Source organism: Stenotrophomonas sp. YJH_SMC_36 (assembly GCF_059369935.1).
In genome coordinates this window covers 49,366-63,123 of record NZ_JCAFTD010000005.1, presented here as the reverse complement: position 1 = coordinate 63,123, position 13,758 = coordinate 49,366, and the positions used below count along the sequence as shown (strand labels likewise).

Sequence of the window (13,758 nt, the reverse complement as noted above, 5' to 3'; positions counted from 1 at the left end):
TTAAGGGAAGGTGAGTTCCCGATTCTAGCCCGAACCCGGCACCGGATTGGAAGCCCGCCGCCGGCCCCGTGGCGGGCGTCGCTGGCGGCTTTCCCGCATAATTCCGTCCTGACTTCGTGGAAGCTGCCGTGGACGATCGCCAATTGCTGGCCAAACTCGCTGCCGGTCGCCTGTCCGGCGACGCCCTGGCCCGTGAGCTGGGCCAGACCCGGGCGGCAATTTGGAAGCGCATTCAAGGGCTTAGGGCCGCAGGTGTCGATATCGAGGGCCGTGCCGGCGAAGGCTATGGCCTGACCCGCCCGGTCGAGCTGCTGGACCCGGCGACCATCCGTGCCGCCCTGCCGGCCGATGCCCTGTCCCTGCTGCATGACTTGCAGGTGGCCTGGACGGTGGATTCCACCAATGCCGAATTGCTGCGGTGCAGCGCGCCCCAGCGCGGGGTCAGCGTCCTGCTGGCCGAACGCCAGACCGGAGGGCGGGGGCGGCGCGGCCGCACCTGGGCCTCGCCGCTGGCGGCCCACGTCTATCTGTCGGTGCTGCGCCTGTTCTCCGGGGGCCTTGGCCGGCTGGCGGGGCTGAGCCTGGTTGCCGGTATCGCCGTGGCCGAAGCGCTGCACGATCTGGGTTTCACCCAGGCGCAGCTGAAGTGGCCGAATGATCTGATCGTCGATGGCCGTCGCAAGCTGGTCGGCCTGCTCGCCGAGGGCGGCGGCGAATACGCCGGTCCGGCTCGCGCGGTGATCGGCATCGGCATCAACACGCACATGCCGCCCTCGTTCGCCGAGCAGATCACCCAGCCCTGGGTGGATCTGGACACACTGGCCGGCGCGCCGGTCGACCGCAACATCGTTGTCGCCGCCGTGCTTGCACGGCTGCTGCCGGCGCTGGAGGAATTCGACCGCGAAGGGCTGGCCCCGTTCCTGCCGCGCTACGCCGCCTTCGACATGCTGGCCGGCCGCGAGGTACGCGTCGAGCTGGAGGGGCAGTGGCAGCACGGCACAGCACTGGGCCTGGCCGATGACGGCGCGCTGCGCGTGAGCATCGACGGCTGCGAGCGCCGCCTGCATGCCGGCGAAGTCACGGTGAGGGCGGCATGAGCGACTGGTTGTTCGACCTGGGCAATTCGCGCTTCAAGTTCGCGCCGTTGCAGGGGGATCGCGCGGGTGACGTACAGGCCTGGGCGCATGGCGCCGAAGGCATGGCCGGGCAGCCGCCGCACAGCCTGCCCAGCGGCGCGACGGCGTTCGTCGCCAGCGTGGCCGCACCTTCGCTGACCAGCGCCATGCTGGACCAGCTGCAGCGGCGCTTCGACCACGTGCATGTGGTGCGCACCAGCGCCGAATGCGCAGGCGTGCGCATCGCCTACGCGCGCCCGGAGAAGTTCGGCGTGGATCGCTTCCTTGCCCTGCTGGCCGCCGCCAAGGCGCAGCGCCCGGTGCTGGTGGTGGGCGTGGGCACGGCGCTCACCATCGACCTGCTCGATGCCCGTGGCCAGCATCACGGCGGCCGCATCGCCGCATCACCCACCACCATGCGCGAAGCACTGCATGCGCGCGCCGTGCAGCTGCCCGCCAGTGGCGGCGATTACAGCGAGTTTGCCAATGACACCGCCGACGCACTCGCCTCCGGTTGCGATGGTGCTGCGGTGGCGCTGGTCGAGCGCAGTGCGCAGCAGGCGCAGGCACTGCTGGGTGTGATGCCGTCGCTGCTGGTGCACGGTGGCGGCGCGCCCGCGCTGATGCCATTGCTGGACGGCGCCGACTACCACCCCTCGCTGGTGCTGGACGGCCTCGCCCGCTGGGCGGTGCACCAGCCTGCAGGCTAGTATCCGCGCATGCTCACCCGTGCCCTGATCGTCGTCCTGGCCATCCTCAATCTTGGCGTTGCCTGCTGGTGGCTGCTGCGCGATGCGTCGCAGAAGCCTGCGCCGCCACCGCGGCCCGCCGGCGTGGCGGAACTGCGCTGGGTGCCCGGCGGCACCGATGCGGCGGTGGCCGCGCAGGCATCGTCGGAGGCACCGGCGCCAGCACTGGTGGAGCGCGACCCCGCAGCGGCGACCGCCGTGGCGTCCACTCCTGCCCCTGCCGCGCCGGCCAAGCCGCAAGCCGAACCGGCCAAAGCGCCGGCTGCGGAGGCAACCTCCAGCCCGACGCCAGCGCCGGTCGCAGCGGTGGTTGCGCAGGCGCCTGCCGTCAGCGAGCCGCCGCGCTGCATCGCGTTGGGTCCGTTCGCCGATCGTGCCGCCGCCAGCGCGGCGCAGAGCCGGGCCGGCGCGCTGCTCAGCCAGGCGCGCCTGCGCGAGCAGCCGGCCGCCAGCGGCAGTGCCCGCTACCGCGTGCTGCTGCCGGCCGCCGCCAGCCGCGAAGAGGCGCAGGCCACGGTCAAGCGCATCGTCGCTGCGGGCCTGGGCGACTACTACATCATCAGCCAGGGGGAGGACGCCAACGCCGTGGCGCTGGGCCAGTACCGCAACCGCGAAGGCGCCGAGCGGCGTATCGCTGCGGTGCAGGCCGCCGGATTCCAGCCGCGCCTGGTGGCCAGCGGTGATGCCGGCCAGTGGTGGCTGGACGGGCAGCTGGCCGGCACCGCACAGCCTGCGCAGGTGCAGCAGCGCAGCGGCGCCGCCCGGCAACAGTCGCTGGAATGCGCGCGACTGCGCTAGAATCCCCCCACTGCGGCGCTGCCGCCCGTGCGTCACCCATGCCGCTTTAGCTCAGTTGGTAGAGCAACTGTCTTGTAAACAGTAGGTCATCCGTTCGATTCGGATAAGCGGCACCATCCCGCAGTCGCTCGCTTCCGCAGCGTTCTTTCTCCTGTGGCGAATTGCAGCGCGTTTGCCAGGCGCCGGAGTCGCATACGCAGGGCTGTCAAAAGGAAGAGTGAACTCGAAGCATTTGACGTGGCCACGCATCTTCGTACGCCTGAAGAAATGGCCGCCTATCTCGATGCCTGCATCGTTGAAAGCAATGGCGATTCGGCCTTCACTGCCAAGACACTGGGCGATATCGCACGTGCCCTATCGGGCGCTGTCCGGCGAGCGGAGTCCTGATTTCGCGACCGCTGCCTGAGCGACACGCGCTCGCGCACACGATCTCCCGGAGGCGGCAGGCTCAGCCCGGAATGCGGGCGATCACCTTGATCTCGAAGTCGAATCCGGCAAGCCAGTTGACGCCTACCGCCGTCCAGTTGGGATAGGGCTTCTCGGGAAACACCTCGCTCTTTACGGTCATGACGGTTCCGAACTGGTTCTGCGGGTCCGTATGGAAGGTGGTCACGTCGACGATGTCGTCAAGCCCGCAACCACCGGCCTTCAGGGTTGCCTCCAGGTTCGCGAAGGCCAGGCGGACCTGCGCCTCGAAGTCGGGCTCGGGCGTCCCGTCGCTGCGGCTGCCCACCTGGCCGGACACGAACAGCAGGTCACCCGACTGGATCGCGGCCGAATAGGTCTGCGAGGTGTACAGGTCCTGCCGGCCGGCCGGGAAAACGGCATTGCGCTTGCTCATGGGATTCTCCAGAAGGGGATCGATGAGCCTCAAGGTAGTCCTCGGCATTGGCTGGATAAACGCCTATAAAGCGCCATCACTATTTGCCGAATCAAAACAATTGGCGGGCGTGGTGGCGCGCGGCTCATGCCGCGTGCAACTGCAGCTCCACATACTCCGCCAGCCCACGGCAGGCCAGCAGCAGGCCTTCGCGCGTGCCGTCGCCGATGTCGTCCTTTTCGGCGCCATCCACACGTACGCGCTCGGCGGCGTGGAATACCTCCAGCAGCGTGATCAGGCCGGCGGCGGCGCGGTCGGTACGCGCACGGGTCACGCCCTGGCCTGGGCTGGGCACGGGGCCCTTCCACGGTTGGCCATCGGCGGCATCGCCGCTGCGGATGCGCTGCAGGCAGCCCACCAGCGTGATCGGCTCAGGCAGATCAACGGCAGCGGAAAGCGCAGCTTCCAGAGGCTCGGCCAGTTCGCGGGGCAGGTGCTCGGCGGCATCGCCCAGGGTGGCAAGCAGATAGGGGTAACGGGGTGCGGTCATGGGACATCCTCATGCGGAACAGAGGCGCCACCCGCAGAGGGTGGCGGACGATGCGTGGTTCCAATACCGGAGTCGATGAACCGGCGGGCACAAGGCCCCCACGCACCGCCCGCCGTAGATCGGCAGACGGATTGCCAGCCGGCGCCACCCCGAGACAGGTGGCGCCGACTGACAAGCGTAAACAACATCGACTTCCGGGATTGGAGCCCGGGCCACCCGTTGTCGGTGGCGATTCATCATGCGCACGCGCAGACACCGCCCGCCAGTCATTCTTTCCAATGACTTCGTGCGATTCGAAAGAAAAAATGAATTATCGCTTTTGACCTGTTTCGCGCGATGTAAAGGCAAAAGCGACATCCTGCGCGAGGCCTTTGCAAGGGCGGAATTCCAGTGATCCCACGCGCGGCAATGGACGCGACATACGCGAAGTAAAGCTGGCTTAACCGGTGCGGCAGACGACGGCAGTCACGATGCTAACGGCAATGGCCGGCAAGTGCAGCGCCGATCCTGATGATGCTGAAGGATCGGCACTGGCGTAGACGCCTCAGTGCTGCCATCCGCCCGGCCCGGGCGGCCCTGCCATCTGCGCATGCGTCGTCATGGCCCGTCGCTCACGTGCGGGCTGGCTACATCGCCCATACGCGCCCAGCCGTGCCGATTCCGACACTGCGTTGCCGTGCGGTGTTCCGCCACCGCTGACCGCATCTGCCCTGCTGCACCGCCGCGAGTCGTGTCACACAGCTCTGGCTAGACTGTGCTTCTTTTTCCGTTGCAGGAGGCACCCATGGCCCATCCCATTTCCGTCTCGTTGATCGGCGTCCCCACCGATGTCGGTGCCGGCCATCGGGGCGCGCGGCTGGGGCCGGAAGCGCTGCGCGTGGCGGGCCTGCCGGAGGCGCTGGCGGCGCGCGGCGTGGACGTGCGCGACCTGGGCAACCTGGATGGCCCGCGCAACCCGTGGACCGCGCCGGTTGAAGGCTACCGCCATCTGGACGAGGTGGTGGCCTGGAACCATGCACTGATGGAGGCCAGCTATGCCGAGCTGCAGGCCGGGCGCATGCCGATCATGCTCGGGGGCGACCATTGCCTGGGCATCGGCTCGATCACCGCGGTGGCCCGCTGGTGCCGCGAGCAGGGCAAGACCCTGCGCGTGCTGTGGCTGGATGCACACTCGGACTTCAACACCAGTGATGTCACGCCGTCGGGCAACATCCACGGCATGCCGGTGGCCTGCCTGTGCGGGCTGGGGCCGGAGGCACTGACCCGTCTGGGCGGCAGTGCGCCGGCAATCACGCCCGCCCAGGTGCACCAGATCGGCATCCGCTCGGTGGACCCGGAAGAGAAGCGCCTGATCAAGACTCACAAGGTCGATGTCTACGACATGCGCTACATCGACGAGAACGGTATGAAGCGCACCGTGGAGGCCGCGCTGGCCGGAATCGATGACAGCACCCATCTGCATGTCAGCTTCGATGTCGACTTCCTCGACCCGAGCATCGCACCCGGCGTCGGCACCACGGTGCCGGGCGGGGTGAACTACCGCGAAGCGCAGCTGGTGATGGAGATGATCGCCGACAGCGGGCGCATGGGGTCGCTGGATATCGTCGAGCTCAATCCGCTGCTGGACAAGCAGAACGCCACCGCCGAACTGGCCGTGGACCTGGTGGAAAGCCTGTTCGGCAAATCCACGCTGATGCGCGATTGAGGGCATCCCTGAACGGATCGCCGATCCGTTCACGCCCGCTGCACGCCGCAGCCGCCAGATTGCACCTCACGCGGCGGCGGTGGCTTCGGCCCTGCCTGCCGAGCGACAGAACCCCATCCGCGTTGTAGCGGTGAAGCGGCGAACCCAAGGAGAAGCCCATGAAGCGCGTAGTTGCCCTGATGCTGTTGTCGATGTTCTCGGTGGCCATGCTGGCCGGCTGCAACACCGTTGCCGGTGCCGGCAAGGACGTGCAGAAGGCCGGTGAAAAGGTCGAGGATGCCGCCAAGGGCAACTAAGCCCGACGCGGTGTGGAACAGAAAAAGGCCGGGATCTTCCCGGCCTTTTTTCGTGCGTGTGTATGGACGCGTAGTCGCCATCGCGTGTGGCGATGGAGTGAACCATTCAAGCACGTGAGCATGTGTTTCATGAGCGGTTGACCGCCTTTCAACGGCGGATGCGGGAAGCTGCAGTCACGGTAAGAACGCCGTTGCAACCAAGGATTCCCAGCAATGAACAAAGACATCATTTCCGGCAAGTGGTCGCAGCTGAAGGGCAAGGCCCAGGCCAAGTGGGGCGATCTGACCAACGACGATTTCGATGTGGCCGAGGGCAATGCCGAATATCTGGCCGGCCGCCTGCAGGAACGGTATGGCTGGGCCAAGGACCGCGCCGAGAAGGAAGTCCGTGACTTCGAAGACAGCGTGCGCAAGGACTACCCGGACTACAAGTAAGTAGCCGGCGGTAAGCGGTTCCCCCACGTCGACGCCCGCACCCTCTGGTGCGGGCGTCGTGCTGTCAGGGACTCAACGTGTCGGCGGATCCGGCACGTAGCGGTTCGGAAACGCCTGCGGCTCGCGCGGCAGGCGCGAGGGCGGGTCGAGCACGATGCCGCGTGCGCGCAGCGCGCGTGCGCTGTCGTAACGCAGCTGCACGACCTGCGCCGGCGTGCGGCTGGCCCGTTCGAATGCGGTATCACGCACCGAGGAGCGTTCGCGCGCGCCGTGACCGGTGCCCAGCGACGGTGCCTGCGACCGCGCTGAGTAGCCGTCCATGCGGCTGGCGCTGGCGTCCGCAGCGGATTCCGCAGCGGCCGGTGCCGGGGCGCCACGGCGCAGCAGCGGCTCCGGTCGGAGCGGCCAGCGACGGGCCTCCTCGAACACCGCCGCGCCGATCACGCCGATGTTGTCCGCACGGCCGGTACGGCTGGCATAGCTGCCACTGGGGCTGCTGAAGACGAACTGCGCGACTTCATCCTGGCTCTTGCGCCAGCCGGTGATGTCGGCGCGCTGGCCGGGGTTGAGCACATAGCCGGTCTGCGACGGGTCGGCATCTTCGCCGGAGATGGCATTGATGCCATCCACCGAGAGCACCACCAGCACCCGCCGCGGGCTGTCGTTGTACAGGCGTACCGCATAGCGATGGCCGCGCTCGCCCGCCACCCAGCGCTGTCCATCGGCTGCATGGCTGCGCAGTTCGGTGCCGCGGTCGCGGTCGATCAGGGTCATCCGCACAGGGCTGTCCTGCGGCATCGGCGGTGGCGGCGGAACCGGGCGGAAGCCGGCCAGGGGCAGGATCAGCAGCAGGGGCAGCAGGCGTTTCATGTGGGAACTCCGGTGGGCTCGGGTGAATGAACGACCCGCAGGCCCTGACGGGGTTGGCCGTAGGCACGGTAAACTGGTTCCGTTCATCGAAGGTTTCCCCACGCAGTCATGACGACCCGAGTCCTTACCGGCATCACCCCCTCCGGCACCCCCCATCTGGGCAACTACGTTGGCGCCATCCGTCCGGCCATCGCGGCCAGCCGCACCCCGGGGATCGAGAGCTTCTTCTTCCTGGCCGACCTGCACAGCCTGATCAAGGCGCAGGATCCGCAGCGCACCCAGCGCGCGACGCTGGAGATCGCAGCCAGCTGGCTGGCCTGCGGCCTGGATCCGGAACACGTCTGGTTCTACCGCCAGAGCGACATCCGCGAAACCACCGAACTGATGTGGTTCCTGACCGCGATCGCCAGCAAGGGCATCCTCAATCGTGCCCATGCCTACAAGGCAGCGGTGGACAAGAACCGCGAGGAAGGCCTGGACGAGGATGCCGGCGTCAGCGCCGGGCTGTTCATGTACCCGGTGCTGATGGCTGCGGACATCCTGATCTTCAAGGCCAACCAGGTGCCGGTCGGTCGTGACCAGATCCAGCACATCGAGATGGCCCGCGACTTCGCCCAGCGCTTCAATCACGTCTACGGCAGGGAATACTTCCCGCTGCCGGAGGTGGTGATCGATGAGCAGGTGGCCACGCTGGCCGGCCTCGACGGCCGCAAGATGAGCAAGAGCTACCACAATACCATTCCGCTGTTCGCGCCCCGCGAGGAGCTGAAGAAGCTGGTGTTCTCGATCCTGACCGATTCGCGCGCACCGGGTGAGCCCAAGGACACCGAGGGCTCGGCGCTGTTCCAGATGTACCAGGCCTTCGCTACCCCGGAGCAGACCGCTGCTTTCGCCCGGGCATTTGCCGAGGGCATCAGCTGGGGCGATGCCAAGCAGCAGTTGTTCGAGCGCATCGACGGTGAGCTGTCACCGCTGCGCGAGCGTTACAACGCACTGATGGCCGAGCCGGAAAAGATCGAGGCGCTGCTGAAGCGCCGTGGCCAGCAGCTGCGTGAGACGTTCGCGATGCCGCTGCTGGATGAGCTGCGGCACGCCGTGGGGTTGCGCGACCTGTCCACCGCCGGCGACATCGCCAGCGAGGATGCCGGCGCTGCCCGCGTGGCGCCGCCGCAGTTCAAGCAGTACCGCGAAAAGGATGGTCGCTTCTACTTCAAGCTGACCGCCGGCGACGGCACGCTGCTGATGCAGAGCATTGGTTTTGATTCGCCGCGCGATGCCGGCCAGCTGATCGCCGTGATCAAGCAGGCCGAGCAGGGTGATGCGCTGCAGAGCGAGCTGTTCAAGCTGGAGGCGGAGGTTGACGCGGTCCTGGCGGCACTGGCGGTGCTGCGCGAAGATGCCTGAGCGGAGGGTGCTGTAACGCCGGGCCCATGCCCGGCGGCGCTACCTGATGCACCCCGCCGGGCATGGCCCGGCGCTACCGGTGTATCTGGGCATGGCCCGGCGCTACCGGTGGATCTGGAGCCGGGCATGGCTTGGCGCTACCGGTGGATATGGAGCCGGGCATGGCCCGGCGCTACCGATGGATGTGGAGCCGGGCATCGGGCCCGGCGCTATGGAAGGAGTCTGCGATGGCGTGGTTGTCGCTGCTGCTTTTCCTGCCCTGGTTCGTCGTGCTGGGCAGCCTGTACTGGCTGTTCCCGCGCCAGCCGCGCACGTCGCGGCGGCGCCTGTTCGATGGCCTGGTGCTGCTGCTGGCCCTTGTTCTGAGCATCGTGGCGATGCTGTGGGGCCACCACCTGGGCCTGGTGCAGACCGACGCGGGGCCGATCTGGCCGCAGGTGCTGGCGGTGCTCTATGCCTACGGCGCTTTCCTGGCGGTGCTGGTGCTGGCACTGCTGCTGCGACCGCGATGGTTGTAGTCCCGGGGCAGAGCGCCTGCCTCCGACCAAAGCCGCATCGAACCGGTCCTGCCTGCGCGCCTACCATGGACGCCTGATTCCGATTCCGCCAGGTGCGTGCCGATGACCGCCGACCCCAGCATCCACACCATCGATACCGGCTTCCAGCGTCCCGACTTCGATGCGGCCTACCTGATCGTCGAGAACGGGCGGGGGGCCTTCGTGGACTGTGGCACCGGCCTGTCCGTGCCGGCGATGCTGCGGGCGCTGTCCGATGCCGGCCTGCAGCCCGACGCGGTGGACTGGCTTCTGCTCACCCATGTGCATCTGGACCATGCCGGCGGTGCGGGCCTGTTGATGCAGCAGCTGCCCAATGCCCGGGCCGTGCTGCATCCGCGCGGTGCGCCGCACATGATCGACCCGACCCGGCTGATCGCCGGCGCCACCGCGGTCTACGGCGCGGAGGAGATCGCACGCAGCTATGGCCGCATCGAGGCGATTTCCGAGCACCGCGTCGTGGTGGCCGAGGATGGCCATCGCCTCGATCTTGCCGGACGCGAACTGCTCCTGCTGCATACGCCCGGCCACGCACTGCATCACTACTGCGTATGGGATGCACGCAGCCGCAGCTGGTTCACCGGCGATACCTTCGGTATCTCCTACCGCGAACTGGACAGCGCGCAGGGCGCCTTCATCTTTCCGACCTCTTCGCCCGTGCAGTTCGATCCCGAAGCGATGAAGGCGTCGATCCAGCGCATGCTCGACTACGATCCGCAGTCGATGTACCTCACCCACTATGGCCGCGTGGAGCAGGTGCAGCGGCTGGCCGGCGACCTGCTCGAGCAGATCGATGCGATGGCGGCGATCGGCCGCCAATGCGACGAGCGGCCCGACCGCCATCGCTGCCTGCTGGCGGCGCTGCAGGCCCTGTACCTGGAGCGCGCGCAGCAGCATGGCTGTGTGCTGGATGACGCAGCGGTGGTGGCTGTGCTGGCCATGGACATCGAGCTCAACGCGCAGGGCCTGGCCTGCTGGCTGGATCGCGAGCGCCGCTGACGGAGCGGGACTGCGGCCGGCACTGCTGTCACGTTACACTCTGGTGACTTCCCATCCTGCCGTGGTATTGCCGTGAACCCGATGCGCGTGTTGCTGCTGTCGTCCTGCCTGTTCGTGGGTGGCCTGGCCCAGGCGGCCAATGACCTTCCCGGCGGCGGTATCGACCCGCAGGCGCTGTCGCGCCACGTGCGTGTACTGGCGTCGGACGAATTCGAGGGCCGTGCTCCGGCCAGCGAAGGCGAAGAGCGCACCGTGCAGTACCTGATCGAGCAGTTCCGCAGCTATGGCCTGCAACCCGGCGGCGTGGACGGCAGCTGGGTGCAGCCGGTGCCGCTGGTGCGTGCGCAGCTGGAGGGGGCGGCCACGGCCAGCCTGGCGTTGAAGCAGGGCCGCCGCGCCCTGGTCAATGGCGTGGATGTGACCCTGCAGAGCCTGCAGCCGCGCGCCCGGGTGCAGATCAAGGATGCACCGCTGGTGTTCGTGGGCTATGGCATCGACGCACCGGAACGCCATTGGAACGACTACAAGGACATTGATCTGCACGGCAAGATTGCCGTGGTGCTGATCAATGATGCCGATTTCGAGGCCGACGCTCCCGGCGCGTTCGATGGCAAGGCAGTGACCTACTACGGCCGCTGGACCTACAAGTTCGAAGAGGCTGCGCGCCGCGGCGCCGAAGGTGTGCTGATCGTGCACGAGACCGCACCTGCGGCCTATGGCTGGGCGACGGTGAAGAGCTCGGGCACTTCGCCGTTGTTCGATATCGAGCGCAGCCAGGCCGAGGCGATGGCCCAGCACACACCGCTGCGCGGCTGGATGCAGCGCGAGCTGGCCGAGGCGATCTTCGCCGACGCCGGCCTCGATTTCGAGGCGGAGAAGCGCAAGGCGATGCGTGCCGACTTCCGTCCGGTGGCCCTGGACAACGCGCGGCTGAGCGTCGATTTCGCCCTCAAGCGCGAACAGGTGGTGACCCGCAACGTCGTGGCCAAGCTGCCGGGCGGCGAGCACGGCGATGAAGCGGTGATCTTCTCGGCGCACTGGGACGCTTTCGGCATCGGCCAGCCCGATGCGAAGGGCGACCGCGTGCGCCGTGGCGCCATCGATAACGCCACCGGCGTGGCCACCGTGCTGGAACTGGGCCGGGTGTTCGCGGCCGGCCCGCAGCCGCAGCGCACGCTGTACTTCGTGGCGCTGACGGCTGAAGAAAAGGGATTGCTGGGGGCCAGCTACTACGCCGCGCATCCGCTGGCGCCGCTGGACAAGACCGCTGCCGTACTGAACATCGAGATGTTCAGCCCGGATGGGCCGACCCGTGACATCGCTTCGTGGGGCAAGGGCCGGGTATCGCTGGAAGGCGACCTGGAGCGGGTGGCCAAGGCACGCGGCCGCAGCTACAGCCCGGACCCCAACCTGGAGGCCGGTTTCTTCTACCGCGCCGACCATTTCGCCTTCGCCCGGCTGGGTGTACCGGCGATCACCATCGGCCCGGGCCTGGACAAGCTGGACGGCGGCGTGGACGCCGGGCGCGCGCTGCGCGAGAAGTACTTCGCCGACTGCTATCACCAGGCCTGCGACGCGTGGACGCCGGGCTGGGATCCCAGCGGTCATGCCGCCGATACGCTGCTGGTCTACGACCTGGGCGCGGAGCTGGCCAACAGCCGGCGCTGGCCGACCTGGGAGAAGGACTCCGAGTTCCGCGCTGCCCGCGACAAGAGCGAGGCGGCACGCCGCTGACGGCTAGCGCCTGCGCAGCAGCGTCCAGGCACCCCATGCACTGGCGGCCAATGCCGCCAGGTAGCAGGTGATCATGGTGCCGAGGCTGACCGTGCGCAGGCCGCTGAAGCGGCCGAGCAGGTTCATCCGCAGCGAGCTGTGACCGCTGCCCAGGTCCACTGCCAGCTGCACTGCCAGCGCGCTGGCGAAGACCAGAAGGGCGATGCCGAAGCCGGTGCGTGGCCAGCGCGCCTGCGCGCCCGGGCGTCGCAGCAGCCAGGCCAGCGTGGTTGCCACCGCCAGCAGCAGGGCGGCCCACATCAGGGGCGTAGCGGGAGTTGCGGCAGCCACCGGCATTGCACCGGTGGCTGCCATCAGCACGGCATCCTTACTTGCGGGTGCCGTCGAGCCAGTTCGGGCCCTTGTTGGTGAGGAAGAACACATAGACCACCAACGATACCGCGATGGTGGCAGTGACATAGATGGCGAACCAGTCCACGTGGCCGGTCTTCAGCGCGCCCTGGTACAGCAGCGGGGCCGTACCGCCGAACAGCGAGTTGGCCAGCGCGTAGCCCAGGCCCACGCCCAGTGCCCGAACGTGTGTCGGGAACAGCTCGGCCTTCACCACGGCGTTGATCGAGGTGTAGCCGGTGAGGATGACGAAGCCCAGCGCCAGGGTGAGGAAGGCGAGGGTGGCATCGTGCTGGTGCGGCAGCTGCGTGATCAGGTACCAGCTGTACAGCACGCCGCCCACGCCGAAGAACACCAGCAGGCTCTTGCGCCCGATGATGTCCGACAGCCAGCCGCCGACCGGCTGCAGCACCATCAGGAAGGCCAGCACGCCCAGGTTGATCAGGGTGCCGGTCATCGGGTCGTCGCCTGCGAAGGCGCTCTGGATCATCTTCGGGCCGTTCACCGAGTAGGTGTAGAAGGCAATGGTGCCGCCGGCGGTGATCAGGAAGCACAGCAGCAGCGGGCGCCACTGGTGCACGAACAGTTCGTACATCGAACCGGATTTCTTGGCCTTGCCTTCGCGCGCGGCCTCGATCGAGGATTCTTCCAGCGACTCATCCATGCCACGGCGCAGCCAGAACACCACGACCGCGGCGATGCCACCGATGCCGAAGGCGATGCGCCAGCCGAACTCGGAGATCTCCGGCTTGCCCCAGAAGTTCAGCATCAGGAACAGGGTCAGCTGGGCCAGCACATGGCCGCCGACCAGGGTGACGTAGTGGAAGGAGGACAGGAAGCCACGACGACCCGGAATGGCGGCCTCGGACATGTAGGTGGCGCTCGCGCCGTACTCGCCACCGGTGGCGAAGCCCTGCAGCAGGCGCGCGAACAGCAGGATGATCGCCGCCCAGATGCCGATGCTGGCGGCAGTGGGGGTGATGGCGATGATGAAGGAGCAGAACGCCATCAGCGTGACCGATACGGTCAGGGCCAGGCGACGGCCATGGCGGTCGGCGAAGCGGCCGAAGAACCAGGCACCGATCGGGCGCATCAGGAAGGTCGCGGCGAAGATCGCCCAGACGTACATCGTGGAGTTCTTGTCTTCCGGCGAGAAGAACTGCGACTCGAAGTACACGGCGAACACCGAGTACACGTAGACGTCATACCACTCCACCAGGTTGCCGGCGGAGCCTTTGAGGGTATTGGAGATCGAGCGGCGCAATGCGGCGCCGTCGTTCGCGGGAACAGCAGGGTGGGGCGTGGTGCTCATCTGGGCGGGGATCCTCGATGCGATAGC

General features: G+C 67.6%; 16 protein-coding genes and 1 tRNA gene. 12 read left to right on the top strand and 5 right to left on the bottom strand.

Annotated features, from left to right (window positions below; all coding sequences use genetic code 11):
- Positions 1-128 precede the first annotated feature (128 nt).
- The 5 genes from birA (at position 129) to AC5P76_RS10685 (ending at position 3,049) form a co-directional block, all read left to right on the top strand.
- The gene (gene birA / locus AC5P76_RS10705) at positions 129-1,097 is read left to right on the top strand and encodes a bifunctional biotin--[acetyl-CoA-carboxylase] ligase/biotin operon repressor BirA (RefSeq protein WP_053520153.1); all 969 of its coding nucleotides are present in this window, start codon (positions 129-131) and stop codon (positions 1,095-1,097) included.
- Positions 1,094-1,825: a type III pantothenate kinase gene (locus AC5P76_RS10700; RefSeq protein ID WP_053520152.1), complete on the top strand. Its 732-nt coding sequence runs from the start codon at positions 1,094-1,096 to the stop codon at positions 1,823-1,825. Before birA ends, AC5P76_RS10700 begins: the two co-directional genes overlap by 4 nt.
- Before the next feature lie 9 nt (positions 1,826-1,834).
- On the top strand, positions 1,835-2,662 hold the full coding sequence (locus AC5P76_RS10695; RefSeq protein WP_253119903.1) for an SPOR domain-containing protein: 828 nt from the start codon (positions 1,835-1,837) through the stop codon (positions 2,660-2,662).
- Between the two features lie 40 nt (positions 2,663-2,702).
- Positions 2,703-2,778, top strand: a tRNA-Thr gene (locus AC5P76_RS10690).
- 121 nt (positions 2,779-2,899) lie between these two features.
- The gene (locus AC5P76_RS10685; RefSeq protein WP_253161732.1) at positions 2,900-3,049 is read left to right on the top strand and encodes a hypothetical protein; all 150 of its coding nucleotides are present in this window, start codon (positions 2,900-2,902) and stop codon (positions 3,047-3,049) included.
- A 61-nt stretch (positions 3,050-3,110) separates the two neighbouring features.
- Here AC5P76_RS10685 and AC5P76_RS10680 read toward each other — a convergent pair whose 3' ends face one another.
- Together AC5P76_RS10680 and AC5P76_RS10675 are read right to left on the bottom strand one after the other, a co-directional pair.
- On the bottom strand, positions 3,111-3,503 hold the full coding sequence (locus AC5P76_RS10680; protein WP_053520150.1) for a RidA family protein: 393 nt from the start codon (positions 3,501-3,503) through the stop codon (positions 3,111-3,113).
- A 124-nt stretch (positions 3,504-3,627) separates the two neighbouring features.
- Positions 3,628-4,032, bottom strand: a complete 405-nt coding sequence (locus AC5P76_RS10675; RefSeq protein ID WP_253119901.1) for a hypothetical protein — start codon at positions 4,030-4,032, stop codon at positions 3,628-3,630.
- A 784-nt stretch (positions 4,033-4,816) separates the two neighbouring features.
- On the opposite strand from AC5P76_RS10675, the gene rocF reads away from it, so the two are divergent.
- The 3 genes from rocF to AC5P76_RS10660 all read left to right on the top strand — a co-directional run bounded on the left by rocF (position 4,817) and on the right by AC5P76_RS10660 (position 6,468).
- The gene (gene rocF, locus AC5P76_RS10670; RefSeq protein ID WP_053520148.1) at positions 4,817-5,737 is read left to right on the top strand and encodes an arginase; all 921 of its coding nucleotides are present in this window, start codon (positions 4,817-4,819) and stop codon (positions 5,735-5,737) included.
- Positions 5,738-5,895: 158 nt separating this feature from the next.
- The gene (locus AC5P76_RS10665; protein ID WP_053520147.1) at positions 5,896-6,033 is read left to right on the top strand and encodes an entericidin A/B family lipoprotein; all 138 of its coding nucleotides are present in this window, start codon (positions 5,896-5,898) and stop codon (positions 6,031-6,033) included.
- A 213-nt stretch (positions 6,034-6,246) separates the two neighbouring features.
- The gene (locus tag AC5P76_RS10660; protein ID WP_019661831.1) at positions 6,247-6,468 is read left to right on the top strand and encodes a CsbD family protein; all 222 of its coding nucleotides are present in this window, start codon (positions 6,247-6,249) and stop codon (positions 6,466-6,468) included.
- A 72-nt stretch (positions 6,469-6,540) separates the two neighbouring features.
- Here AC5P76_RS10660 and AC5P76_RS10655 read toward each other — a convergent pair whose 3' ends face one another.
- Positions 6,541-7,338, bottom strand: a complete 798-nt coding sequence (locus AC5P76_RS10655; protein ID WP_253119898.1) for a hypothetical protein — start codon at positions 7,336-7,338, stop codon at positions 6,541-6,543.
- Positions 7,339-7,446: 108 nt separating this feature from the next.
- On the opposite strand from AC5P76_RS10655, the gene AC5P76_RS10650 reads away from it, so the two are divergent.
- The 4 genes from AC5P76_RS10650 to AC5P76_RS10635 all read left to right on the top strand — a co-directional run bounded on the left by AC5P76_RS10650 (position 7,447) and on the right by AC5P76_RS10635 (position 12,029).
- Entirely contained in the window at positions 7,447-8,742 is a 1,296-nt protein-coding gene (locus AC5P76_RS10650; RefSeq protein ID WP_197572246.1) for a tryptophan--tRNA ligase, read from the top strand.
- Positions 8,743-8,969: 227 nt separating this feature from the next.
- Positions 8,970-9,260 carry a hypothetical protein gene (locus tag AC5P76_RS10645; protein ID WP_128987902.1) on the top strand — a complete coding sequence of 97 codons (291 nt, stop codon included), beginning with the start codon at positions 8,970-8,972 and terminating at the stop codon, positions 9,258-9,260.
- A 102-nt stretch (positions 9,261-9,362) separates the two neighbouring features.
- Complete coding sequence (locus AC5P76_RS10640; RefSeq protein WP_253119897.1) at positions 9,363-10,295, top strand: MBL fold metallo-hydrolase; 933 nt, start codon at positions 9,363-9,365, stop codon at positions 10,293-10,295.
- An 81-nt stretch (positions 10,296-10,376) separates the two neighbouring features.
- The gene (locus tag AC5P76_RS10635) at positions 10,377-12,029 is read left to right on the top strand and encodes a M28 family metallopeptidase (RefSeq protein WP_111186493.1); all 1,653 of its coding nucleotides are present in this window, start codon (positions 10,377-10,379) and stop codon (positions 12,027-12,029) included.
- 3 nt (positions 12,030-12,032) lie between these two features.
- On the opposite strand, the gene AC5P76_RS10630 is transcribed toward AC5P76_RS10635, so the two are convergent.
- Together AC5P76_RS10630 and AC5P76_RS10625 are read right to left on the bottom strand one after the other, a co-directional pair.
- Positions 12,033-12,329, bottom strand: coding sequence for a hypothetical protein (locus tag AC5P76_RS10630; protein WP_253119928.1), 297 nt, complete (start codon positions 12,327-12,329; stop codon positions 12,033-12,035).
- Positions 12,330-12,396: 67 nt separating this feature from the next.
- Positions 12,397-13,731, bottom strand: a complete 1,335-nt coding sequence (locus AC5P76_RS10625) for an MFS transporter (RefSeq protein ID WP_180876914.1) — start codon at positions 13,729-13,731, stop codon at positions 12,397-12,399.
- Positions 13,732-13,758 lie beyond the last annotated feature (27 nt).

Bases quoted from the DNA above. Each gene is read 5' to 3' on its own strand.
- AC5P76_RS10700 (WP_053520152.1), top strand. From the start codon at position 1,094: ATGAGCGACTGGTTGTTCGACCTGGGCAATTCGCGCTTCAAGTTCGCG.
- AC5P76_RS10695 (WP_253119903.1), top strand. From the start codon at position 1,835: ATGCTCACCCGTGCCCTGATCGTCGTCCTGGCCATCCTCAATCTTGGC.
- AC5P76_RS10680 (WP_053520150.1), bottom strand. From the start codon at position 3,503: ATGAGCAAGCGCAATGCCGTTTTCCCGGCCGGCCGGCAGGACCTGTAC.
- AC5P76_RS10675 (WP_253119901.1), bottom strand. From the start codon at position 4,032: ATGACCGCACCCCGTTACCCCTATCTGCTTGCCACCCTGGGCGATGCC.
- rocF (WP_053520148.1), top strand. From the start codon at position 4,817: ATGGCCCATCCCATTTCCGTCTCGTTGATCGGCGTCCCCACCGATGTC.
- AC5P76_RS10665 (WP_053520147.1), top strand. From the start codon at position 5,896: ATGAAGCGCGTAGTTGCCCTGATGCTGTTGTCGATGTTCTCGGTGGCC.
- AC5P76_RS10660 (WP_019661831.1), top strand. From the start codon at position 6,247: ATGAACAAAGACATCATTTCCGGCAAGTGGTCGCAGCTGAAGGGCAAG.
- AC5P76_RS10655 (WP_253119898.1), bottom strand. From the start codon at position 7,338: ATGAAACGCCTGCTGCCCCTGCTGCTGATCCTGCCCCTGGCCGGCTTC.
- AC5P76_RS10650 (WP_197572246.1), top strand. From the start codon at position 7,447: ATGACGACCCGAGTCCTTACCGGCATCACCCCCTCCGGCACCCCCCAT.
- AC5P76_RS10645 (WP_128987902.1), top strand. From the start codon at position 8,970: ATGGCGTGGTTGTCGCTGCTGCTTTTCCTGCCCTGGTTCGTCGTGCTG.
- AC5P76_RS10640 (WP_253119897.1), top strand. From the start codon at position 9,363: ATGACCGCCGACCCCAGCATCCACACCATCGATACCGGCTTCCAGCGT.
- AC5P76_RS10635 (WP_111186493.1), top strand. From the start codon at position 10,377: ATGCGCGTGTTGCTGCTGTCGTCCTGCCTGTTCGTGGGTGGCCTGGCC.
- AC5P76_RS10630 (WP_253119928.1), bottom strand. From the start codon at position 12,329: ATGTGGGCCGCCCTGCTGCTGGCGGTGGCAACCACGCTGGCCTGGCTG.
- AC5P76_RS10625 (WP_180876914.1), bottom strand. From the start codon at position 13,731: ATGAGCACCACGCCCCACCCTGCTGTTCCCGCGAACGACGGCGCCGCA.